The organism is Streptomyces sp. NPDC005423, assembly GCF_040606415.1.
Classification (GTDB): Bacteria; Actinomycetota; Actinomycetes; order Streptomycetales; family Streptomycetaceae; genus Streptomyces.
In genome coordinates, this window is the sequence record NZ_JBEXET010000027.1 from 23,427 (window position 1) to 44,667 (window position 21,241).

Consider the following 21,241-nt stretch of genomic DNA (forward strand, 5'->3'; position numbering starts at 1 on the left):
GAGTGACCGAATGGGCCCGCCCGAGCCGCCTGCGCCGCCCGCACCCGCTGCACGAGGAAGAAACCATGGCGAACCCGGTGGCTCTCTCGCCCGGCGCACGCGCGGAGGCCCTGGTCCGACTGGGAGAGGGTGAGCTCGACGTCCTCGTCGTCGGGGGCGGCGTCGTCGGCGCCGGCGCGGCCCTGGACGCCGCCACCCGGGGGCTCAGAGTCGGCCTCGTCGAAGCCCGGACTGGGCCTCGGGCACTTCCAGCCGCTCCAGCAAGCTCATCCACGGCGGCCTGCGCTACCTGGAGATGCTGGACTCCCGGCTCGTCGCCGAAGCCCTGAAGGAACGCGAACTCCTGCTTCAGTTCCTGGCCCCTCATCTGGTGCGTCCGGTGCCGTTCCTCCATCCCTGCGACACCGGATCCGGGAGCGTCCGTACGTCGGTGCCGGGGTGCTGCTGTACGACACCATGGCCGCGGCCTCCGGTACCTCCAGAGGTCTGCCCCACCACCGCCACCTGCTCAAGCGCCGAGCCCTGCACGAGGCGCCCGCGCTGCGCTCCGACGCCCCGGTCGGCGCGATCCAGTACTGGGACGCCCAGGTCGACGGCGCCCGGTACACCATGTTCCTCGTCCGCACGGCCGTCGCCTACGGAGCGCTGGCCGCCAACCGCACCCGTGTCAGCCGCGTCCTGCGGCAGAGCGAGCGGGTGGTGGGAGCCGCTGTCACCACCTACGGCCTTCTTCTGGTGAGCGGTCTCCAGCTCGTGGAGTCGCTCGCCGGCCCGCGGGACATCTCGACCGTCATCGCCGTGTTCTACAGCCTCCCTACGTCGGATTCGCCTTCCCCGTCCTCGTGCAGGTGCTGGGCAAAGTCTGGGACCCGGTAGCCGTCCTGCTCGCCGGCTCCGCGCTCGCGGTGGCCGCCCTGGCGATGACGCTGATCGCCTGGCCGGTACGACGGGCAACACATACCGGCTCTTGACCCCGGCCCGGCCCGGCTTGGGAACGGGTCGATGAGCCGGCCGCCGCATCCGCGCAGTACGGCGGTGATGAGGCCGGGGTGTCCAAGTGATCGTCCGGCGCAGGCGAGCGCAGTCGGCTCAACTCACGTCACGGGAAGCCGAGTTGCCAGACCCACGGTCGAGCGTGCGCCGCACCTCTGCCAGCATGGCCCCGCAGTGTCGCGACGATCACACCGGCCCGCCACCCTCATGAATCGAACCAGCGTGGCGTCGCGCCAAAAACACTGAGGAAGCCTCACTGCCTCGAATCGTGAGAAATACGTCTGCTCCGGATCGGCTGACGTGGTCGGACCACTCGGCGAGGAACAGAAGCGTCGTCCCGGAGCGGGTATACTCGAGAGGAAAAAGGAAATGGAAGCATGAGTAATAATGCTCACCCCGAGGCGGCGAACAGTGAATTCGGGCTGTTTTCCTCCGTTCCAGGCTACAGCCTGACGGTTGCCGACCGAGATGAAGTGCGCGAAGCCCAGCAGTTGCGTCACGACGTGTTCGCAGCCGAATTCGGCGCTCACATGTCCAGCCTGACCAATGGATTCGACGCTGATGAGTTCGACGAGTACGCCGACCATCTGATCGTGCGCGAGAACAGCAGCGGGAAGATCGTCGGCACGTATCGCATGATGACGCCGCGGTGCGCAGCACTCGTGGGAGAGCGGTTCGGGGACCGGACCTTCGACCTTGGCCCTCTGCGGCCCATCGCCGCCGACCTGGTGGAGACGGGGCGCTCTTGCGTACACCCCGATCACCGGAGCGGCGCGGTCATCAACTTGATCTGGAGTGGTATCGGTCAATACATGCGCAGGACCGGATATCGCTGGCTGGGTGGCTGCGCGTGGGTTCATCTACGGGCCGGCGAAGATGAATCCGCTGTCACATGGAAAACACTGCGCGAGAAGTACATGGCACCGCCTGGATTCCGGGTCGCCGCGCATGAGCCCCTTTTGAGTGATGACACGGTCGATGTGGACAGCCTGGCCATTCCACCGCTGATGCGCGGGTATTTTCGGTTGGGCAGTTGGATCTGTGGCGAGCCGGCGTACGACCCGGATGCCAGAGTGGCCTCGTTCTCCGGCCCGACTGCGTGAGCTCGCCAGCTGGCAGGCGAGCAAGGTGTCGACGCTCGGCGCTCGGCTGACCGCACAACGCATGCCGCTCAGCGCCCGCGCCGAATTCGCTGTCCTGGCGGCACTGGACGAGGACGGGGCGCTCAGTCAAGCCGATATCGGCCGCCGCCTCGGCCTGGACCGCAACGACGTCAGCGGCATCCTCAACCGCCTGGAAGGCTGCCGCCGGGTCGACCGGCAGGCCGACCCCGCCAATCGGCGCCGCAACGTCGTCACCCTCACCGCCGCCGGAAGGCAGCACCTCGAGGAACTTCAACAGCACGCCGATGCCACCCAGGCCGAACTGCTCCGCGGAGGACACCGTCTCCGCCCGCCTGATCGAGACGACGCTGCGTTCCGGCAAGCCCCTGGCCCTGGTCTGCCACGCCCCCGGCGTTCTGCGCCACACCGTCAACGAAGACGGCACGCCCCTGGTAAAGGGCAGGAAGGTCACCGGCTTCACCAACTCCGAGGAGGACGGCGTCGCCCTCACCGACATCGTCCCCTTCCTCGTCGAGGACGAACTCAAGAGCCTCGGTGGCGTCTACTCCAAGATCGGCGACTGGCAGCCCTACGTCGTCCAGGACGGCCTGCTCATCACCGGCCAGAACCCCGCCTCGTCCGGCCCGGCAGCCGACGCCCTCATCGCACTCACCACGGCCCAGGCCGGATCGGTCGGCGAGGAGAGCCTGTCCGCCTCCGCGTAAGAGATTCTCTCCGCACTTCCGGCCCGCCAGGCTTCAGCCCGGCGGGCCGGAAGTGTTCCGCGCAACGGGTCCGCGCCGACTCGCCGCCTTAGGGCACAGTCCTCCTCGGCCGGCGGAGAGGATCGCGGTCACGCGCTCCCCAGGAGCCGCGCCGCCTCGGGAACACCTTGCGCGATGTCCTGCACGGTGAAGTGCCCGAGGGCCGTCGCCACGGCGTGGGCGACCGTACGGTCGATCGACACCAGGGACTTCTGGACGGACCGGCCCGTGACGCAGGACGGATCAGGGCCGTGCAGTCCGAGCACGGGTTCGTCGCCCTGAAGCACCAGCCACACCTGTTCCAGCGTGATCCGGGCAGGGTCGGTTGCCAGCTCCCAGCCGCCGTTCACGCCGGACCGGGACCGGACCAGCCCCGCGTTCCGCATGGGTCCGAGCACGCGGCGTACATAGACGGAGTTGACGTTGGCACTCTTGGAGAGTTCCTCGGAACTCACGGCGCTGCCATCAGTGACGCCGGTCAGGATGACCAGTACGTGCACGGCGACAGCGAACTGGGTGTTCGTGGAGCGGGCCATCACCCCATCGTGCCATTTCTGTAACCGTCACGACTACACGTGCCCGCTCAGAGACCCAGAAATGCCGCGGAGTACGGGGAGCAGGTGAACGCTGCCCATCGATCGCTGGGGCATCCGGACGACTGCCCCCACCGATCGATGGCTGGGGATCGTCACGCGACGGTGTCCAGCGTGGCTTCGGTGATCTTGGTGTCGTCGTTCCAGTGCCGCCTCGATGGCGGCGTCAACGGCCCCGGCGTGCGCGGGAGTTGGCGATGGGGGTGAGCTGCCGAACTGAGGTGTTCATGGGCGGCTTCTCTTGGCCTCGTGATGCGGGGTGGCGTAGCCGTCGATGCGCGGCATGCCGCTGTCGGCCCGTCCGCGAGGCGCGAGCGGGTTTCACGTTCAAGCTAACTGTGTTAGCTTTTGGCTAAAGGTAGTAGCCGCGCCATGAGTTCGGAGATCGCCGTGACTGAGTTTCTGGCCGTTGAGGGAAGCGAAACTCTCGCTTACGAGGTGACGGGCGTCGGACCGCTCGTCGTGCTCGCACACGGGATGGGCGACACGCGTGAGGCTTACCGGTTCCTCGGTCCGGCCCTGGTCGAAGCCGGGTACCGGGTGGCGGTGGTGGACCTGCGCGGTTGCGGCGAGTCCAGTACGGGGTGGGCGTCCTACTCGCGCACCGCGATCGCGGGGGACCTGCTCGCCCTGGTGCGGCATCTCGGTGGTCCCGCGGTACTGGTGGGGCATTCCATCGCCGGCGGCGCGGTCACCATCGCCGCGGCGCAGGCCCCGGAGCTGGTCACCGCCGTCGTCGAGATCGCCCCCTTCACGCGCAAGCTGCGGTTCCGGCTCGGCGACATGCGTGTCGCCAACTACCGCCGCGGTGCGAGCCACTTGGCGGGCACCACCCTCTTCGGCAGCAGGCACCAGTGGGCCAAGTACCTGGACGTCGCGTATCCCGGAGTCAAGCCGGTGGACTGGGAGGCGCGCACGACCCAGTTGATGGCGCACCTGAAGGAGCCGAGCCGGATGAAGGTCCTGCAGAAGATGGGCTCGGTCTCTCCCGCCGACGCCGGTGAGCAACTGGGCAACGTGGCCTGCCCGGTGCTCGTCGTACAGGGCAGTGACGACCCCGACTGGACCTCGCCCCGAGCCGAGGGCGACGCCGTCGTGGCCGAACTCCCCACCGGACTGGGCCACTTGGAGATGATCGACGGCGCCGGACACTACCCGCACGTGCAGTACCCGCAGCAGACCCTCGCCGCGGTCCTGCCGTTCCTGGCACCGCTCACCTCGGTGGAGGGTGGTTCCCGTGCCTAGGGTGGGGCTGGACGCGGCCGCGGTCGTCGCGGCCGGCGCGGAGCTCGCGGACGAGATCGGCTTCAGCGAACTCACCATGGCGCGGCTGGCCGAGCGCGTCGGCGTCAAAGCCCCCTCGCTGTACAAACACGTCGTCAGCCAGGACGACCTCAACCGTCGTATCGCCGCCCTGGCGCTCGCCGAGGTCGCCGACACCGTCGGCACCGCCATCCAAGGCCGCTCCGGCCGCGACGCACTGGGCGCCGCGGCACGGGCGCTCCGCCAGTACGTCCTCGATCACCCGGGCCGTTACGCCGCCACCGCCGGGCTCACCCCGGCCGGGCCCGACGACCCCATCGCCGTCGCCGCCGTCAAAGGGATCGCCCCCTTCCAAGCGGTCCTCACCGGGTACGACATCCCACCGGAGGAGATGACGCACGCACTCCGGTCGCTGCGCAGCGTCTTCCACGGCTTCGCCGCCCTACAGGCCACCGGCGGCTTCCAGTGGTCGGTCGACGTCGACGACAGCTTCGACTGGCTCATCGACCTCGTCGACCGCGGCCTTCGCGCGCGACCCGCTTCCTGAGCGTGCTCCTCACCGTCGGCGACTCGGGCGCGCAACCGCCGTCGGGCCATCGCCTTCGCGCCGTCGTCGTTCTCCATCGCCGTTCTCCGTCGCCGTTCGCCTCCGGCCTCATGTCGTATCGAACGAGCGACCCCGCACCTGCCCCTGATGCCGCCATGCCGTGATCGAATTGGTGGATCTTCGGTTCGTTGCGCGCGCCCGTAAGTCGTGTTTGGCTCATCCGATGAACCTTCTGTTGACGGCGAGTGGCCTGCGCAACGAGACGCTGCTGGACGCGCTGCGGGACATGCTGGGAAAGCCGTTCGAATCGGCGAACGTCGTGTACGTTCCCACGGCATCGGTCGCCGAGCCCGGGGACCATGGGTGGTTCATCGCGGACATGAACCTGCTGTACGGCCTCGGCTGGCAGGAGTTCGACGTCCTGGAGCTGAACGGCCTGCCCCGGCAGATGGTGCTCGACCGGCTGCTCCATGCCGACGTCATCTATGTCGAGGGCGGCAGCCACTACCACCTCGCGCGCAGCATCACCGGCAACGGCCTGGCCGACGGCTTCCTGAAGGCGCTGGAGGACCGGGTGTATGTGGGGGTCAGCGCCGGATCGATGATCTTCAGCCGTAATCTCACCGCACACTCCGCCGACGTCATCGGGGACACCGCGGACCTCCACGTGCTCGGCGCGACGACCGTGGAGCCGCCGTTCGGCCTCTTCGACTGGTACCTCAAGCCCCACCTGTACTCGCCCGACTTCCCCGAGCGGGACGAAGCCTGGGCTGATCGCATCGCTGCGCGGGCGGACTTCCCGATCTACTTCATCGACGACGAGACGGCCGTTCGCGTCAGGGACGCCGAGGTGGACGTCATCTCCGAGGGCCGGTGGCGCCTCCACCCATAAGTCAACGCGCGGTGGGCAACCCCGGTGTCCTCGGCCAGTTCCCACAGCGGGCCGTGGCCATCGGGGGAGATGACGGTGTCGGAGTCCGCCACGAAGACGCCGCCCATACGGAGTCAAGGCGCGCGCACGGTGTTCGTGAGCGCCACGGTCACCTCCGTGTCGGTCTCGAAGCGGCGGGTCTGCTCGGTCCGGAGCGCGACCTGGTCGGTCTTGGGGGAGGCGCGGGTGATCTCCCAGCCGGCCTCCCTGAAGTGGTAGGCGGGCGGGGCCAGTTCCTCCAGCCAGACGTCATCGACCCAATCCCATGGCCGCATCCTTCTGGCGTGTCCCGCCGGGGGCCCCGGCCCGGGTCGGCGTCCGCCACCGTATGCCGTCCATCAACCGTCGTCGCGTCCTCATCTGCTTCTTGAGGTAGCGCCGCGGGGTGATCGAGTCGCGTGACGTCCGATCACGTCTCCTCGGTGAGTTCCCGCAGTGATCGAAGCAATGCCGTACGTTGCGCCTCGTCGAGAGGTGCGAAGAGGTCTCGCAAAACGCCGATCGACAACTGCCGCCCCTCCGTGAGTGCTGTATGCCCCGCCTCGGTGAGGACGTGCTCGAAACGTCGCCCGCGGCCTGCGGACCGAGCGATGAGCCCACGATCCACGAGTCGGCTCGCGAGGGTGCCGAACGCCTGATCACTCTGGAAGGTCGCGACGGCGAGCTCATGCCCGGAGGCCCCCGGCATTCGCTCGATGGCGCGCAGAGCATCCCACTGGACCAGGCTGACCCCGATCTCGCGCAGCGCGGCATCCATCGTGCGGTGGTTCCGGTGCTGTGCACGCTTGATCGCCTGCCCGAGGGCTTCTAGGTCGGTCGTCATGGTGTTAATGTATCAACGCCCTTACATAAACATGTTGATTCACCGAGGAGCATCATGCGCGTCTCCCTTCCCGAGGACCTTCCTGTCGTTCAGGCCGGCGCCCCCGAGTCACGTACGGCACTCGTGCTGCACGGCGGCGGCGGGCCCCGGACCGTCCTGCCCATCGTGCAGCACCTCGCCCCCACCATGCACGCGCTCGCGCCGACGCATCCCGGCTGGGACGGCACCGAGCGCCCCGACTCCATCACCTCGGTCGCGCAGCTCGCGGCCGGCTACCTCGCGCGCCTGCTCGATCACGAAGAGCAGGACGTCGTACTGATCGGGTCCTCGATCGGCGGATGGATCGCACTCGAAATGGCGGTTCAGGCCGCCGATGACGAGCGGTATGCGGGGCTGATCGGGGCCGTGGTCTCCATCGACGGCGTCGGTGCGGTCGTGGAGGGATCGCCTGTCGCGGACTTCTTCGCCCTCGACGCCCGCGGGCTCGCCGAGGCCGCCTGGCACGACCCGGAGCGTGGATACGTCGACCCGGCCGGCTTCACCGATGAGCAGCGCGCGATCCAGCAGGCGAACGGACGCACGATGGCTGCCATTGCCGGTACCGGCATGAGCGACCCTACGTTGCTCGGTCGGCTCGGCGCGGTGAACGTCCCGACGCTCGTGGTCTGGGGCGAGAGCGACCGGATCGTCACGCCGGCCTACGGGCGGGCCGTCGCGCAGGCGGTGCCAGGTGCGCGGTTCGTCGAGATCCCGGAAGCCGGGCACCTCCCGCACCTCGAAGCCCCGGACGCGACCTGGGCGGAGATCGACCTGTTCCTGGCAAAGGCCTGACCCAGTAGTCCAGTTGGGCTTCCCGCTTGCCCAGGTCGCGCGGCCCTTGCGGAGTCCAGGTGGCTGACACTGCATCAGATTGGTGGTGGTTCGTGACCATGCCTCAGGCGCTCGGAACGCGTGCGGCGCTGGTACGGGGAGCGGCGGGCGATGGCCGGAGATGAGATTTGACGGCCCACAACTGGCTTATGAATGCCCGGACAGGTGACCGTGCAGGTCACCGACCGCTGTGGCATCACTCGTGTGATGTCGTGTGAGGGCCTGGGAACGCGTTCACCCGAGACTGACCACGCGCTCGCCACGGATCGATCACACCGGTGAACTGCCGCTCATCGAAGCCAAGTTGGTCCGTCTGAAGGTCGACCGTCTGCCTGGCGGTCACGATCCACTGGCGGTCTGCCCGTGGTTGCCGGCGACCCGCTACGACGTCGGTGAGACCACCAGGCGCCCCGAAACCATCTCCGAGCGCGACCAGCTTCGACCCTGAACCCGACTTCAAAAGGGAACGGCCAGCCCGGCTTCCCGCAATCCGAACAGTGCCCTGCCCATGCACTCGGCGGATGAGGCCCCGTCGGCCCTCATCTCACCCTCCAGGGGCCCGCCTGAGGCTGCGAATGTCCATGCCGGCTGACCGTCACACATGCGCTCCGCGTCGACCCGGATCATGGCACTCACACCTTGCTCGCCGAGCCATTCGAGGATGAGCACCGTCGCGTCCTCGACATCGCTGTCCAGATCCACCTTGGGCCGCCGCCCCATCCCCTTGGCCATGGCAACAACCCTACTCATGGGCAGGATTGACCCTGGCGCACACTTTCAGGCGGCCCTGCCCTGAAGAACAGGCTGAGTGTCTGCCTGACATCTGCGGGTGCGTTTTCGGCTCCGTCCGTCACCGGCAGCCGTGTGGGTGGATCCGGAGGTGCGGAACGGCCAAGTGCGCCGCACAACCCGCAGTGGCGCTCCGCTCTCTCCTTGGGCGGGGCGATCGGACTCCGCAGAGTGTCGTCGCTGCCCACGAGCCTACTTCCGGGTGGGAGGTGGGACATCTGGGGTCGGGGACGCGGGTACGGGCACACGAGCGCAGGGTGGGCCAAGGAAGGGTGGGGCAAGGAGTGGACACCAGCCGGTGGGGAGGGACCTCTTGTTTGTCGGGCCCGGCCTCGTAGGCGACGGTGAGACCGGGCCCGGCCGGTGTGTTGACCGCCTTGCGCGTCTTGATCGCTGTCGAAGGTGCTGGCTAGGTTGGCAGGTGTGAGTGACCTCCGCCCCCTCTCCTGGCCACCGGCCCCGATCAAAACCGAGCGGCTCGTACTCCGCGAGTCCGAGGCCCGCGACCGTGCGGCGGTCATCGAGCTGAACGCCTCGCCAGAGGTGGGCACTTACCTCGGTGGCCCTCGACCGCGTGCTGAGCTCGAACGTACGGTGCCTGAGGTACCCGGGCGGCGCCCCGGCTTCTTCGTGGTGGAGCTCGACGGAGTGGCGATCGGCACGATCGAGCTCGACCCGCACGCCTCCGAGCTTCCGGACAGCGACCGCCGTCGGGAGGCCGGTGGGACCGGACTCGGCTACTTGTTTCTGCCGGAGGGGTGGGAACGCGGGTACGCCACGGAGGCGTGCACAGCGGCACTCGACTGGTTTGCCGGCGCGCTTCCCGGTGAGCCGGTGGTGCTCTACACCCAGACCGCCAACGTCCGCTCCATGCGCCTCGCGGCGAAGCTCGGGTTCACCGAGCTGGAGCGATTCGAGGCCTACGGCGCCGAGCAGTGGTTCGGCGTGTGGTCCTCGGTCACACCGCTCGCTTGAGATCGACTCGGACGTCGACTTGGGCCTTGGCGGCCTCGTCGAGGATCGCGAGCTTCGGTGGGTCGAGTCGTCCCCCGGCGCGTTCGGCCAGTGCGGTCGCGGCCCGTATCACGAGTCCGCGCAGGCGGCGATCAGCGCCAAGGCGCCGCCTCCGCCGTCCTTGCTCAGGAGGAAGGAGGTGTCGGTGGAGGTGACGAACTGGGCCGGCTGAGGCTCGCGCACGTCCTTGTGGGGGTGACCCAAGCGCCGAGGCGATTTCACTGCTTAGCGGGTGGCGGCGTACTGGCGGCCGTCTCGTAGATGCCGTCCCGGGTTTCCGAGGCCTCTCAACGGGTCCCCTGAGCTGGGCGGCGACGGCGGTGAAGCCGTGGTCTTTGAGGATGTCGAGCGGTGCCCGGTCGACGGGGAAGGCGAGCCATTGCGGTGATTGCTTGGCTACTGCTTCGTAGGTGTTCGCTCCGGTCGGGTTGTAGGTGGTCGGCGGGGTGGAAGCGCTGGCGGGCATGTGCGACAGGTGCCGCGCACGTATACGGCTCTCAGCGAAGCCTGTCTGCGTGACAGGTGCGGAAGCCTCCGGGGTGAGCTATCTATGCTGGCCCACAGTAGGACAGGGGGAGGGGGGCAGTTCATGGACTGGTTCTGGTGGATTCTGATCATCTTCTGGACAGGTGGCTTCGCGTGGGCGGCTGACAACGTCCGCACCGCGTTGCGCAATCGGCATGAGCGCAAGCTGCAGTTGTTGGAGGCAGCGAAGCAGGAACGTTTGGCCATCGAAGCGGCGCACAAGCCGCCCGAGGCCGTGTGTGGATGCACGCACCATCTCGCCAAGCACGACAAACAGGGCCGGTGCCATGAAGGTGTCGAGGTGCCGACGGCCTGGGACGAGAACAAGAAGCCGCTGCGATACGAAGCCGGCCAATGCAACTGTCAGCAGTACGTTGGACCGCAGCCTCTGTCTCAAGTGTTCGCGGAGGAACTGACGGACCGCGCGTGAGGAGATACGGCCTTCAACGGCTGATCCTTGGCCGCCTGCAGCTTGGCGCCGCTAGTGATGCTGACGTACTCCAGCTGAGCGGCGACGTCGAGGCGCTGACCGGCCGGGCGCCGGTGGGGTTGCGCGAGGTGCTCGTGCCGGCGCCGGCAGCGAGCTGGTCGCGCCCGTGGATCCGCCCGCCGCCGTGCGCGGCGGCGGGCAGTCCGGCCGCGGCATGCCGTGCGCGGGTCTGGTCGCGGGGCGGGGAGGATCGCGGTGGTCGTCGAGGTGGCCTGGGCAGATGGCGTGCCCCGTGGCGGCTCGGGCGAACCCGGAGTCGACACGGGGCAGGCCGTGCCTGGTCGTCACCGCCGATCGGCGGGGTCCCTGGCCTGCCTGACCGGTGCGACGGGAGAGTGGTGCTCAGTTGAAGACCAGGACGTCGGTGCGCATCGGCAGCGGGCTGCTCCAGCCGATACTGATCTTGAATGTCACCAGTCCACTACCGGGGGCGATGCTCGACACCTGGAAGGGCGCCGCGCCGACGAGCCGGTTCCCGTTGCCGTCGATCTCGGAGGCCGTGATGACGACCGTCGAGTTGGTCCCGATGACATTCCAGGGGAGCTGGAGGTTGAACGTCCCGTTCCCCGGGCTCCACGTCCACCACGCCCGCCACACGGCGTTGACGTTGCCGCTGATCGCCGCGAGGCCCTGGTCGCTCTCGGTGGTTTGTGAACTGTTCGTGATCTGCGGCACCTTGGCGGTGGATGATTCGACTGCGGTCATGACGGTTCCCCCTTGTGTCGGGAGAGCTCCCACAAGCTCCCCGAATACACCGAGTGTCCACCTATGTGCAAAACGTCACAATCGCTCGTGCGAGTGAACCTCCGGCGCGTTGCCAGGAGTGCTTCTCCGGAGACGACGCGGTGCGGATGCCGTTCAGCAGGGTGTGTGCGGAGACGTCCTTGCCGAGAAATCCGCTGGCCCCGGCTTGCAGGGCCTGGGCGACGTATTCGTCGGTCGGCCTTGTAGGTGGTGGGGATGAGGATCCGGAAGGTGGTGCGCAGGAGTTGTTGGTCGTCGGCGAGCCGGGGCACGCTGTGTGGTCCCCAACTGGCCCCCAGACCAACCCCGTAGCGCCCTGGGACAGGGGACTGGAGTCAGTCGCAGGGCAGGGCAGGGCAGGGTCGGTTTCGGAGAGATTCAGAATCGGCCCCTGATCGGTTTGGGCCCGGTCAGCGTCAGTTCTTCTTCAGTTCCTCGGCGAGCATGACGAGGATGCCGCTGGGGCCGCGGACGTACGTCAGCTTGTAGATGTCCTCGTAGGTCGCCACACCGCGAAGCGGAAGGCATCCGTGCTTCGCGGCTGTTTCGAGGGCTTCGTCGATGTCGTCGACTGAGAAGGCGACGCGGTGCATGCCGATCTCGTTGGGAAGAGTGGGCGTCGACTCGATCGCTTCGGGGTGGATGTACTCGAAGAGCTCAAGGCGACCGTGACCGTCCGGCGTCTGGAGCATCGCGATGTCGGCGTGATTGCCATCAAGGCCGACCGCGGTGTCGGTCCACTCACCGCTGACCGTGTCACGGCCGATGACGGTGAGGCCGAGGTCGGTGAAGAAGGAGATCGTTGCTTCGAGGTCGCGAACGGCGATGCCGACGTTCTCGAGTTTGATGGCCATGCGGTGCATGCTACCGAGACGGGTCGATCGGGTGCTTCCTTCTGGTAGGCCCGCAGCCGTCCCTGCCCTGGGCGCGCCAGTCCTGGACGACACGGCCGCTCGCGCGGTGGTCGAGCGGCATGTTTCCGCACGCGGCGCGAGGGGACGGGACGCGCGGTGATCCTGCCGCCTGAGTCGAGTAGCTCTGCGGCAGCGACGGGTTACTCGACTGCGGTCATCGCAGCTGCGCGGGCTCCTCCTCGGCGGTCAGGTGGACGAGTTGCTTGGAGTCGTCCCACAGCTTCGCCGCGCGCTGCTCGTCATAGGAGATCCGTGACGATCGCACGGCCGAGAGGGTTCCGTCGTTCGCCTGGAAGTACTTGCCGGAGTCGTTCGCATGGGCGGGGTCGGCCGCGATCGCCGCCAAGGACGCGCCGGAGAACTCGACGTCGGAGGTGATGAGGCCGATGCGCTTGGACATCCACTTCATGACGGATGTCTTCGAGAACCATTGGATCGGCTTCGGCATCCCGCGGAGAAAGCCGGTTTCCGGCACGGATCCCGGGTCGAAGGACATCGAGGCGACCGAGCTGCCGGCTCGGCGGAGCCGGCGGTCCAACTCGTAGGCGTACATGACCATGCACAGTTTCGAGGTGGAGTAGCGCTTCCCGGCGGACAGCGCCTTGCCGCCGCTCTTGCCGTCGTACGCCAGCGCCACGGCGTCCGGCTCCACGGCGGTGCCGACCGCCTTTCCGTCCATCGAGTCGGGGTCGTGGGTACCGCTGGCGGTGTACACGATCCGGCCCCGCTCGGCCAGGCATGGAAGCAGGAGCTCGACGAACAGGAAGTGTCCGAGGCAGTTCGTCGCGAAGGTGGTCTCATAACCATCAGGGCTGTAGGTGACTTCACCGTCGAAGCGGCCACCCGCGTTGCAGAGGAGCGCGTCCAGCGGGTCGATCTCGCCGGCCTCGATCGTCGTCCTGAACTGCGCGGCGGCAGTTCGGACCGACGCGAGTGATGACGTGTCGAGCGTCAGTGTGGTCACGGTGACGCCGTGGGCCGCGTGCAGCTCTTCCGCGGCCTGTCGCATGCGCTCCGAGCCGCGTCCTGCCAGCACGAGGTCGATGTTCTGTGCGGCGAGCGTGCGCGCAGCGGCGAGGCCGATGCCCGAGTGGCCGCCGGTGATCAGGATCGTGGTCATATCGATTACTCCAGCGTTGACAGCGGTCAACTTGAATCAAGAAGTGAAGGTGATGTCGGTACGGCCCCTGTGGGTGGCGACAGAGCCCGTTGCGGTGGTGGGAGGTCGGACAGGAGCGGGGTGCCCTGATCGACCTCCGAGGTCTAGGTCTCCGGGCGGGCGTGCGGGCGTGCGGGTGGGGCGGCCGGCGCGGTCTACGTCGGCGAGGAAGCGGCCGATCCTGTTGCCCGCAGAAGTTGCGGGACGGCGTACCGTCTCCTGGTCCAGCCCAACTCCTGTCCAGCACAGCTGAGTTGGAAGGGGGACCTACAAAATCAACAGGGTGTGAGTCTCGCTCATGCGTCCATGATGCTGCGGTGGCGGGAACCGATACAGGTACGGCCGTGGGTAGGAGCGGCCGTACCAGGATGTCGGGCGCCGGGGCCGGGATGATGGGTGCATGGATCGCCTCGAACTGGCTCGTGTCCTCAAGGCTGCCCGGGCACGCATCGCACCCCAGGAGGTCGGCTTCACCGCCGGCCCCAGGCGGAGGGTGAGCGGACTGCGCCGCGAGGAGGTGGCTCTGCTCGCGGGGGTGAGCGTGGAGTACGTGGTCCGTCTTGAGCAGGGTCGCGGATCGCGACCCTCCACCCAAGTGCTCAAGGCACTGACCCAGGCCCTGCGACTGGAGGCGGACGAACGCGACCAGGTCTTCCGCCTCGCCGGCAGCACACCGCCGCTCGCTGGGGGGATCGAGATGGCGATACGGCCGAGCGTGCTGCGGCTGCTCCAACGACTGACCGACCTCCCCGCGGTGGTGTTGTCGGCCAAGGGTGACGTCCTGGCGCAGAACCCGATGGGGTGTGCGCTCCTCGGTGACCTGAGCCGGTGGCCCGAGGAGCGTCGCAACATCATCTGGCAGCGACTCCTCGGCACCGGCCACGCTCGCGTCACACTCACCCCGGAAGGAGAGGCGGCGTGGTTGCAGCAAGCGGTCGGGCTGCTGCGCACGGCACTCTCGCGGTATCCGGACGACCGGGACCTCGGTGGGCTGATCAAGGAGCTGACCGCCGGCAGTGAGCGGTTCCGGGACAGTTGGGAGGAGGGGGGCCTGACGGTGCATCGGTCGATGCAGAAGACGATCGACCACCCCGAGGTGGGACGTCTCGTCCTGGACTGCGACACGTTGATGCTTCCGGACACCGACCAGTCGATGATCGTGTACTCCGCCGCAGCCGGTACGCGGGAGGCGTCGGCACTCGACGTACTACGTGTCATCGGCACCGAACGGATGTCGGCGCGTCCCTAGTCCAGTTGCTCGCTTCCTGTTCCAGCCGTTGTGGCAGTGCGTCAGGGCGTCGACTCCGCCGTGTCCGCCGTGTCCGTCGACGACATCCGCGTCCCGTCCGGATCTCCGCCGAGCCCTCGGCCGCGCCAAGCGGAGGGCAGTCGGTGATCTGCCCTTCCTTACGCAGTACGAGTGAATGAACCGATGGTTCCGTTCGGGGCCGGGTGCCCGATCTCTACGCTGCCTCTGCATCCGGGGGTTGCGGGGGGAGGCCCCGCGGGCGGGGGACCGGTGGAAAGGCGCACCTGATGTCGGGGCTGGGGAAGTCGCCGGACGTGCTCGGGCTCCGGGCGGGCCGCTGTCTTAGGGCCTGGGCGCGTACCTGGGGTGCGGTCGGCGTGGCAGGTGTGGTGGGCACGGTGCTGACCTACGGCGGGTCGTGGGCCGCCGATGGCGGGGCGGGGCGGCAGGTGGCCTTCGGGCCGTCCGCCGGTTGCTGGGGGTTGGCGGCCTCCCTGATGCTCCGGGCGTGGGGGGCGAGTGGACGGGTGCGGACGCGCCTGCTGCTGTTGGGGGGTTCCGCCGTAGCCGGAGGTGTGTACCGGGGAGCGGTCACCGTGCTGTCGGCTCAGCCTCCGGCTTCGGGGCGGGGCGCGCGATCGTTGCTGGGTTCGGTGGTGGTCACCGGAGTGACGCTGACGGTCGGCCTGGGGACGGCCGGCCTGGTGGTCGCGGCCGATGCCGGCACGGGCCGGCACGTGGTGCTGCGGCGCGTGCTCGACGGGGTCGTCACGACCGAGGTCGTGTTCATGACGGGGTGGGTGCTGCTGCGCGGGGCCGGTGACGGCTGGCGGCTGGGGACGGGGATGGTCGGTGTCCTGTGGGTCGCGGAAGTCGTGTTCATCAGCTTTCTGTTCGCTCTGCGTCGTCTCGTGCGGAGCGAACAGAGGGTCACCTTGTGGGTCGGGATCGCCGGGCTGTCCTTCATTCTGATCGGCGACACCCTGCGACTGTGGACGGTCGGCCCGCACGGCCCCGAGGTGATGTCCTGTCGGCTGGTCGACGTCTGCGCCACCGGGGGACTGCTGGTGGCCGCTGTCAGCCCCTGGGTGCCCGGCGGGGCGAGCGCCCTGGGCACCGCTCAGCCCGCGCTGCGGTGGGGTATGGAGGGTGCGGCGGCGTTCATTCCCCTGACGGTCTGCACGGCCACGGCGCTGGGATACGTGCTGGCTCCGCCCGCCCGTGATCCGGTGCCGCTGTTGGTCGGCGCGACGGCACTGCTGAGCCTCTGGGCTCGCCAGAGGCTCCTGCCGCGGGAGAACTCCGGCAACGTCGACTGAGTCCGACGCAACTCGCCGTGGCAGAACGGTAGTTGAGGGGAAGTGGGCGGCTGCGGAAAGACCGGGAGCCGCCCTCTTCCGTTCGCCGTCCCCGTCCCCGTCCCCGTCCCCGTCCCCTTCCCGTTCTCGTTCTCGTTCCCCTGTGTGGGTCAGGCGCAGGCGCAGCCCGACGCCTTCTTCGCCTCCCTGACCGTGACGGCCGGGTCGTCGGCGTGCTCGGTGGCCGTGCAGCAGGCGGTGACGCCGCAGCAGGAGTCGGGCACGGCCTCGTCCGGGCGGGTGTCGTCCCCGGTGGCGGGCTTGGTGGCGCGGATGGTCGCGGCGTGCATGCGGTCGGCGACCTCGTGGGTGGGGGTGATGTCGATCTCCGTGAAGCCGGCGGCTTCGAGGCCCTGCCGGTACTCGGCGAAGGAGAGCGCTGCGGCGATGCAGCCGGCGTAGTCGCCGCGTTCGCGCCGTTGCGCGGGGGTGAGGGTGTCGTCGGCGACGACGTCGGAGACGCCGATACGGCCGCCCGGCGCGAGGACGCGCATCATCTCGGCGAAGACGGCGGCCTTGTCGACGGACAGGTTGATCACGCAGTTGGAGATGACGACGTCGATCGTGCCCGCCGGGAGCGGTACGGCCTCGATGGTGCCCTTGAGGAACTCGACGTTGCGCGCGCCGGCCTTCCTCTGGTTGGCGAGGGCGAGTTCGAGCATCTCCTCCGTCATGTCGAGGCCGTACGCCTTGCCGGCCGGTCCGACCCGGCGGGCGGAGAGCAGTACGTCGATGCCGCCTCCGGAGCCGAGGTCGAGGACACGCTCGCCCTCGCGGAGGTCGGCGACCGCTGTCGGGTTGCCGCAGCCGAGTGAGGCGGCGACGGCCTCGGCGGGCAGGGCGTGGCGCTCGTCGGCGGCGTAGAGCGCGGAGCCGAAGGAGTCGTCGGTCTCGATGGTGGACGGGCCGCAGCAGGCGGTGTTCCCTTCGGTGACCCGCAGGGCGGCGTCCGCGTAGCGGCGGCGGACGGATTCGCGCAGGCCGGTGGTGTGCTCGCTCATGAGGTGACTCCTCGGGGCGGGGGGACCGGGTCAGGTCCGACCCGGCTGGATTGACGTTTATCGATACAACCTTGCGCCCTGGATCGGGAAACGTCAATATAGAAACATGTCGAAACAAGAGCCGGCGGTCCTCGGTCAGGACGCCGACGCGTGCTGCCCGGCGATGCTGACCGCGCCGATGGACGAGGGCCGGGCCGTCGAACTGGCGAAGGTGTTCAAGGCCCTGGGTGACCCGGTGCGGCTGCGGCTGCTGTCGATGATCGCCTCACGGGACGGCGGGGAGATCTGTGTCTGTGACCTGACCCCGGCGTTCGCGCTCTCTCAGCCGACGATCTCGCACCACCTCAAACTGCTGAAGCAGGCCGGCCTGATCGCCTCCGAGCGCCGCGGGACCTGGGTGTACTACCGGCTGCTGCCCGCGACCACGGACCGGCTCGCCCAGGTGCTGAGCCGCCCGGCGGCCTCGCCGGGCGAGCCGTCCGGGGCCGCCTCGTGAGCGGGGCGACCGCGCCGCCCACGGGTTCGGTGGCCGGGCGGCTGTCACTGGTGGACCGGTTCCTGGCGGTGTGGATCCTCGTCGCGATGGCCGCGGGCCTGGGTCTGGGCCGCCTTGTCCCGGGCCTCGGCGACGCCCTCGCGCGGGTCACGGTCACCGGGGTCTCGCTGCCGATCGCGCTCGGCCTGTTCGTGATGATGTACCCGGTCCTGGCCAAGGTCCGCTTCGACCGCCTCGGCACCGTCACCCGCGACAAGCGCCTGCTCGTCCCCTCCTTGGTCCTCAACTGGGTGGTGGGGCCGGCCGTGATGTTCGCCCTCGCCTGGATCTTCCTGCCCGACCTGCCCGAGTACCGCACCGGCCTGATCATCGTCGGGCTCGCCCGCTGTATCGCCATGGTCGTCATCTGGAACGACCTGGCCTGCGGCGACCGCGAGGCCGCCGCCGTCCTCGTCGCCCTGAACTCCGTCTTCCAGGTGATCGCCTTCGGCGCGCTGGGCTGGTTCTACCTCTCCGTGCTGCCCGGCCTGCTCGGCCTGGAGCGGACCGGCCTGGACGTGTCCGTGTGGGAGATCGCCCGCAGCGTACTGATCTTCCTCGGCATCCCCCTGGCCGCCGGGTTCGCGACTCGCAGGCTCGGCGAGAGGGCTCGCGGGCGGACCTGGTACGAGTCCCGACTGGTGCCGCGCATCGGCCCGTTCGCGCTGTACGGGCTGCTGTTCACGATCGTCGTGCTGTTCGCGCTCCAGGGCCACGCCATCACCTCCCGGCCGCTGGACGTGGTGCGGATCGCGGTCCCGCTGCTGGTGTACTTCGCCGTCATCTGGGCCGGCTCCATGGCGCTGGGCAGGGCTGTCGGCCTCGGTTACGCGAAGACGACCACGCTGGCCTTCACCGCGGCGGGCAACAACTTCGAACTCGCCATCGCGGTCGCCGTCGCCACCTTCGGGGCGACCTCCGGGCAGGCCCTCGCCGGAGTCGTCGGCCCCCTGATCGAGGTGCCGGTCCTGATCGGCCTGGTCTACGCCGCCCTCGCCGCCCGCCGCTTCTTCTCTCCGCCCGCCGGGAGTCCGGCCCCCGTCGAGGAAGGTCCCGTCCATGTCTGAGTCCAAGCCGTCCAAGCCGTCCAAGCCGTCCGTGCTGTTCGTGTGCGTCCACAACGCGGGCCGCTCGCAGATGGCCGCCGCCTTCCTCGCCCGGCTCGGCGGGGACCGGGTCGAGGTGCGCTCCGCCGGGTCGGCCCCCGCCGGGACGGTGAACCCCGCCGTGGTCGAGGCCATGGCCGAGGTGGGCGTCGACCTGTCCGCCCAGCGCCCCAAGGTGCTGACCCACGAGGCGGTGCGGGCGTCCGACGTGGTGATCACCATGGGCTGCGGGGACGCCTGCCCCGTCTTCCCCGGCAAGCGGTACCTGGACTGGCAGTTGGAGGACCCCGCCGGGCAGGGCGTTGCCGCGGTACGGCCCATCCGGGACGAGATCGAGACCAGGATCCGCGGCCTGCTGGCCGAGCTGCTGCCCGCGAGCTGACCCTCCGGGACCCACCATACCCGGGGTGGGTATGGTGGGTCCGTGATCCTTCCCGGGCAACCCGCTGCGCCACGACGTCCGTTGTGGCGCAGCGGGTTGCTCGTCGCCGCCGTGCTGCTGGGGCTGCTCGGCATGCACGGCCTCGGGCCGGTGCCCGGCGCGGACATGGGCCCCGGCCACGGTCGCGTGACGAGCACGGCCGTCGTCTCCTCCGCCGAGAAGGCGTCGGACGGGGGTTCTTGCGGCTGCGAGGGCGGGATGACCCACGCCGACCCGCTCTGTGTCTCGGCGTCCGTCGCCGGGACACCCGTGGTGGTGCCGGTGCTGTGCCCCGACGTGGCCGCCGCGCCGGACCCGTCCGGCCCGCGCGCCGCCCGAGCCGGTGCCGTCCCCGAGGGCGGACGCGCGCCGCCCTCCCTCTCCGAACTCCAGCTCCTGCGGATCTAGAGCGGCCCGCGCGCCACCGCAACCCGCCCTCTGGGGCCAGGTGCCGCGTTCCGGTCCGCCCTCGTACCGAGATCCACCCCAGGAGTCCCACCATGACCGCACACCGCGGGTCCGTCCGCCGTACCCTCTTCGCCGCCGCCGTCCCCGTGGCCGCCCTCGCGCTCGCCGCGTGCGGCGGCGGCACCGGCGGGGCCCACGCCACGCAGTCCGTGACCCCCCGCCCCACCGCGACCGCCACGGCGTCGGCGGGCACCCACAACGCGGCGGACGTGTCCTTCGCGACGGAGATGATCCAGCACCACCGCCAGGCCGTCGAGATGGCCGGCCTCGCCCACGGCCGGGCCCGCTCGGCGACGGTCGAGGCACTCGCCAGGAAGATCCGGGCGGCCCAGGCCCCGGAGATCACCACCATGTCCGGCTGGCTCACCTCATGGGGCGAGCCGCTCCCCGAGGACATGACCGGCATGGGCCACGACATGTCCCCGGCGATGCCCGGCATGATGGCCGCCACCGACATGAACAGGCTCAGGAAGGCGTCCGGCGCCGCGTTCGACACCCTGTTCCTCACCCTGATGGTCCAGCACCACCAGGGTGCCGTCACCATGGCGAAGTCCGAGCAGGGGAAGGGGAGTTACGGTCCCGCCATCGCCCTCGCGGGGAACGTGGTCGTCGCGCAGAGCGCCGAGATCGAGCGGATGAGGCAGCTCCTCGGCCAGGTCTGACCGAGCGCCGCGGCGAGGAGGCGGGACCGGCCGGTGCGGTCGGCCCCGCCGGCCGCTCAGGACCTGACCAGCAGCTGGAAGTCGAACGCGTACCGGGACGCGCGGTAGACGTGCGTCCCGTACTCGACCGGCCGCCCCGTGTCGTCGTACGCCGTGCGCTCCATCGTGAGCAGCGCCGCGCCCTCCCTCTCATCGAGGCGAAGGGCTTCCGCGGCGGTCGCCGAGCGGGCGCCGATGGTCTGGCGGGCGCTGTGCAGGGTGATGCCGGCGGCGCGCATCAGCCGGTAAAGACCCGTCGACTCCAGCCGCGCGGTGCCGAGTTCGAGCAGGTCGGCCGGGAGGTGGTTGCGGAGCAGCGCGACGGGTTGGCCGTGCGTGGAGCGCAGCCGCTCCAGCACCGTGACCTCGACGCCCTCCGCGATCCCCAGGGCGGCTGCGACACAGGGGGACGCGGGGACGCTCTCGTTCCGGGTCACCAGCGTCGTCGGCGCCTGCCCCGCCGACTCCAAGTCGTCGTAGAGACTGCTGAGTTCGAGGGGTCTCCTGACCTGGCTGTGCACCACCTGGGTGCCGACGCCCCGGCGGCGGACCAGCAGGCCCTTGTCGACGAGGGACTGGATCGCCTGGCGGACCGTGGGCCGGGAGAGGCCGAGGCGTACGGAGAGGTCGATCTCGTTGCCCAGGAGGTTGCCCGGAGCGAGGGCGCCGTGCTTGATCGCCGCCTCCAACTGCTGCGCCAGCTGGTAGTACAACGGCACCGGACTGTTGCGGTCCAGGGTGAAGTCCAGTGCGTCCAGCGCCGCTACGTTCACGGCGCGAACCCGGTCACCGGTCGCGGCCACAGCGGGCACCCCCTCTCGGATTCGGCGGTGCGGGTCAGGAGTGGCTCGGGCAGCCGAGGCCGCCGTCGACGGGGTCG

Annotated in this window: 23 protein-coding genes and 5 pseudogenes; 18 read left to right on the forward strand and 10 right to left on the reverse strand. The window is 69.3% G+C overall.

What is annotated here, in order from left to right:
- Window positions 1–65: 65 nt before the first annotated feature.
- From ABZT12_RS25560 to ABZT12_RS25575, 4 genes and pseudogenes are all read left to right on the forward strand, one after another.
- Window positions 66–714, forward strand: a pseudogene (locus ABZT12_RS25560) (FAD-dependent oxidoreductase); the annotation flags it as partial.
- 656 nt (window positions 715–1,370) lie between these two features.
- Window positions 1,371–2,096, forward strand: coding sequence for a GNAT family N-acyltransferase (locus ABZT12_RS25565; RefSeq protein WP_356388694.1), 726 nt, complete (start codon window positions 1,371–1,373; stop codon window positions 2,094–2,096).
- A 61-nt stretch (window positions 2,097–2,157) separates the two neighbouring features.
- A pseudogene (locus ABZT12_RS25570) lies at window positions 2,158–2,355 on the forward strand (MarR family transcriptional regulator); the annotation flags it as partial.
- 70 nt (window positions 2,356–2,425) lie between these two features.
- Window positions 2,426–2,821, forward strand: a pseudogene (locus ABZT12_RS25575) (type 1 glutamine amidotransferase domain-containing protein); the annotation flags it as partial.
- A gap of 128 nt (window positions 2,822–2,949) precedes the next feature.
- Here the strand turns inward: ABZT12_RS25575 and ABZT12_RS25580 are convergent.
- Entirely contained in the window at window positions 2,950–3,396 is a 447-nt protein-coding gene (locus ABZT12_RS25580) for an Rrf2 family transcriptional regulator (RefSeq protein ID WP_356388697.1), read from the reverse strand.
- Window positions 3,397–3,843: 447 nt separating this feature from the next.
- Here ABZT12_RS25580 and ABZT12_RS25585 point away from each other — a divergent pair, with 447 nt between their 5' ends.
- From ABZT12_RS25585 to ABZT12_RS25595, 3 genes are all read left to right on the forward strand, one after another.
- Window positions 3,844–4,698, forward strand: a complete 855-nt coding sequence (locus ABZT12_RS25585) for an alpha/beta hydrolase (protein WP_356388699.1) — start codon at window positions 3,844–3,846, stop codon at window positions 4,696–4,698.
- The gene (locus ABZT12_RS25590; protein ID WP_356388701.1) at window positions 4,691–5,263 is read left to right on the forward strand and encodes a WHG domain-containing protein; all 573 of its coding nucleotides are present in this window, start codon (window positions 4,691–4,693) and stop codon (window positions 5,261–5,263) included. The genes ABZT12_RS25585 and ABZT12_RS25590 overlap by 8 nt, the downstream gene beginning before the upstream one ends.
- Before the next feature lie 223 nt (window positions 5,264–5,486).
- Window positions 5,487–6,155 (forward strand): Type 1 glutamine amidotransferase-like domain-containing protein, encoded by a 669-nt coding sequence (locus ABZT12_RS25595; RefSeq protein ID WP_356388703.1) that lies wholly within the window; start codon window positions 5,487–5,489, stop codon window positions 6,153–6,155.
- A gap of 113 nt (window positions 6,156–6,268) precedes the next feature.
- On the opposite strand, the gene ABZT12_RS25600 is transcribed toward ABZT12_RS25595, so the two are convergent.
- Window positions 6,269–6,469, reverse strand: a complete 201-nt coding sequence (locus ABZT12_RS25600) for a hypothetical protein (protein WP_356388705.1) — start codon at window positions 6,467–6,469, stop codon at window positions 6,269–6,271.
- Window positions 6,470–6,603: 134 nt separating this feature from the next.
- Entirely contained in the window at window positions 6,604–7,017 is a 414-nt protein-coding gene (locus ABZT12_RS25605; protein WP_356388707.1) for a helix-turn-helix domain-containing protein, read from the reverse strand.
- 54 nt (window positions 7,018–7,071) lie between these two features.
- Here ABZT12_RS25605 and ABZT12_RS25610 point away from each other — a divergent pair, with 54 nt between their 5' ends.
- Window positions 7,072–7,848, forward strand: a complete 777-nt coding sequence (locus tag ABZT12_RS25610; protein WP_356388709.1) for an alpha/beta fold hydrolase — start codon at window positions 7,072–7,074, stop codon at window positions 7,846–7,848.
- Window positions 7,849–8,055: 207 nt separating this feature from the next.
- Window positions 8,056–8,245, forward strand: a pseudogene (locus ABZT12_RS25615) (transposase); the annotation flags it as partial.
- Between the two features lie 98 nt (window positions 8,246–8,343).
- Here the strand turns inward: ABZT12_RS25615 and ABZT12_RS25620 are convergent.
- Complete coding sequence (locus ABZT12_RS25620; protein WP_356388711.1) at window positions 8,344–8,619, reverse strand: hypothetical protein; 276 nt, start codon at window positions 8,617–8,619, stop codon at window positions 8,344–8,346.
- A gap of 480 nt (window positions 8,620–9,099) precedes the next feature.
- Here ABZT12_RS25620 and ABZT12_RS25625 point away from each other — a divergent pair, with 480 nt between their 5' ends.
- The gene (locus tag ABZT12_RS25625; protein WP_356388714.1) at window positions 9,100–9,651 is read left to right on the forward strand and encodes a GNAT family N-acetyltransferase; all 552 of its coding nucleotides are present in this window, start codon (window positions 9,100–9,102) and stop codon (window positions 9,649–9,651) included.
- Between the two features lie 28 nt (window positions 9,652–9,679).
- Here the strand turns inward: ABZT12_RS25625 and ABZT12_RS25630 are convergent.
- Window positions 9,680–10,072, reverse strand: a pseudogene (locus ABZT12_RS25630) (hypothetical protein); the annotation flags it as partial.
- A 207-nt stretch (window positions 10,073–10,279) separates the two neighbouring features.
- Between ABZT12_RS25630 and ABZT12_RS25635 the strand changes: the two are divergent.
- Window positions 10,280–10,645 carry a hypothetical protein gene (locus ABZT12_RS25635; protein WP_356388716.1) on the forward strand — a complete coding sequence of 122 codons (366 nt, stop codon included), beginning with the start codon at window positions 10,280–10,282 and terminating at the stop codon, window positions 10,643–10,645.
- Between the two features lie 402 nt (window positions 10,646–11,047).
- On the opposite strand, the gene ABZT12_RS25640 is transcribed toward ABZT12_RS25635, so the two are convergent.
- The 3 genes from ABZT12_RS25640 to ABZT12_RS25650 form a co-directional block, all read right to left on the reverse strand.
- Window positions 11,048–11,410 carry a hypothetical protein gene (locus tag ABZT12_RS25640; protein WP_356388718.1) on the reverse strand — a complete coding sequence of 121 codons (363 nt, stop codon included), beginning with the start codon at window positions 11,408–11,410 and terminating at the stop codon, window positions 11,048–11,050.
- 455 nt (window positions 11,411–11,865) lie between these two features.
- Window positions 11,866–12,303 (reverse strand): VOC family protein, encoded by a 438-nt coding sequence (locus ABZT12_RS25645; RefSeq protein WP_356388720.1) that lies wholly within the window; start codon window positions 12,301–12,303, stop codon window positions 11,866–11,868.
- 214 nt (window positions 12,304–12,517) lie between these two features.
- Window positions 12,518–13,483 (reverse strand): SDR family NAD(P)-dependent oxidoreductase, encoded by a 966-nt coding sequence (locus ABZT12_RS25650; protein ID WP_356388722.1) that lies wholly within the window; start codon window positions 13,481–13,483, stop codon window positions 12,518–12,520.
- Window positions 13,484–13,922: 439 nt separating this feature from the next.
- Here ABZT12_RS25650 and ABZT12_RS25655 point away from each other — a divergent pair, with 439 nt between their 5' ends.
- Window positions 13,923–14,771, forward strand: a complete 849-nt coding sequence (locus ABZT12_RS25655; protein WP_356388724.1) for a helix-turn-helix transcriptional regulator — start codon at window positions 13,923–13,925, stop codon at window positions 14,769–14,771.
- A 377-nt stretch (window positions 14,772–15,148) separates the two neighbouring features.
- Entirely contained in the window at window positions 15,149–16,090 is a 942-nt protein-coding gene (locus ABZT12_RS25660; RefSeq protein ID WP_356388726.1) for a hypothetical protein, read from the forward strand.
- Window positions 16,091–16,239: 149 nt separating this feature from the next.
- Here the strand turns inward: ABZT12_RS25660 and arsM are convergent, their stop codons facing one another.
- On the reverse strand, window positions 16,240–17,130 hold the full coding sequence (gene arsM / locus ABZT12_RS25665; protein WP_356388728.1) for an arsenite methyltransferase: 891 nt from the start codon (window positions 17,128–17,130) through the stop codon (window positions 16,240–16,242).
- A 106-nt stretch (window positions 17,131–17,236) separates the two neighbouring features.
- On the opposite strand from arsM, the gene ABZT12_RS25670 reads away from it, so the two are divergent.
- From ABZT12_RS25670 to ABZT12_RS25690, 5 genes are all read left to right on the forward strand, one after another.
- A complete protein-coding gene (locus tag ABZT12_RS25670) occupies window positions 17,237–17,626 on the forward strand; it encodes a metalloregulator ArsR/SmtB family transcription factor (RefSeq protein WP_356388730.1) in 390 nt (129 codons plus the stop codon).
- Window positions 17,623–18,732 carry an ACR3 family arsenite efflux transporter gene (arsB, locus tag ABZT12_RS25675; protein ID WP_356388732.1) on the forward strand — a complete coding sequence of 370 codons (1,110 nt, stop codon included), beginning with the start codon at window positions 17,623–17,625 and terminating at the stop codon, window positions 18,730–18,732. The genes ABZT12_RS25670 and arsB overlap by 4 nt, the downstream gene beginning before the upstream one ends.
- A complete protein-coding gene (locus ABZT12_RS25680) occupies window positions 18,725–19,153 on the forward strand; it encodes an arsenate reductase ArsC (RefSeq protein ID WP_356388734.1) in 429 nt (142 codons plus the stop codon). The genes arsB and ABZT12_RS25680 overlap by 8 nt, the downstream gene beginning before the upstream one ends.
- Window positions 19,154–19,195: 42 nt before the next feature.
- Window positions 19,196–19,600 carry a DUF6153 family protein gene (locus ABZT12_RS25685; protein WP_356388736.1) on the forward strand — a complete coding sequence of 135 codons (405 nt, stop codon included), beginning with the start codon at window positions 19,196–19,198 and terminating at the stop codon, window positions 19,598–19,600.
- A 92-nt stretch (window positions 19,601–19,692) separates the two neighbouring features.
- Window positions 19,693–20,322 (forward strand): DUF305 domain-containing protein, encoded by a 630-nt coding sequence (locus tag ABZT12_RS25690; protein WP_356388739.1) that lies wholly within the window; start codon window positions 19,693–19,695, stop codon window positions 20,320–20,322.
- Between the two features lie 56 nt (window positions 20,323–20,378).
- Here the strand turns inward: ABZT12_RS25690 and ABZT12_RS25695 are convergent, their stop codons facing one another.
- Entirely contained in the window at window positions 20,379–21,164 is a 786-nt protein-coding gene (locus ABZT12_RS25695) for a GntR family transcriptional regulator (RefSeq protein WP_356388741.1), read from the reverse strand.
- Window positions 21,165–21,241: the final 77 nt, after the last annotated feature.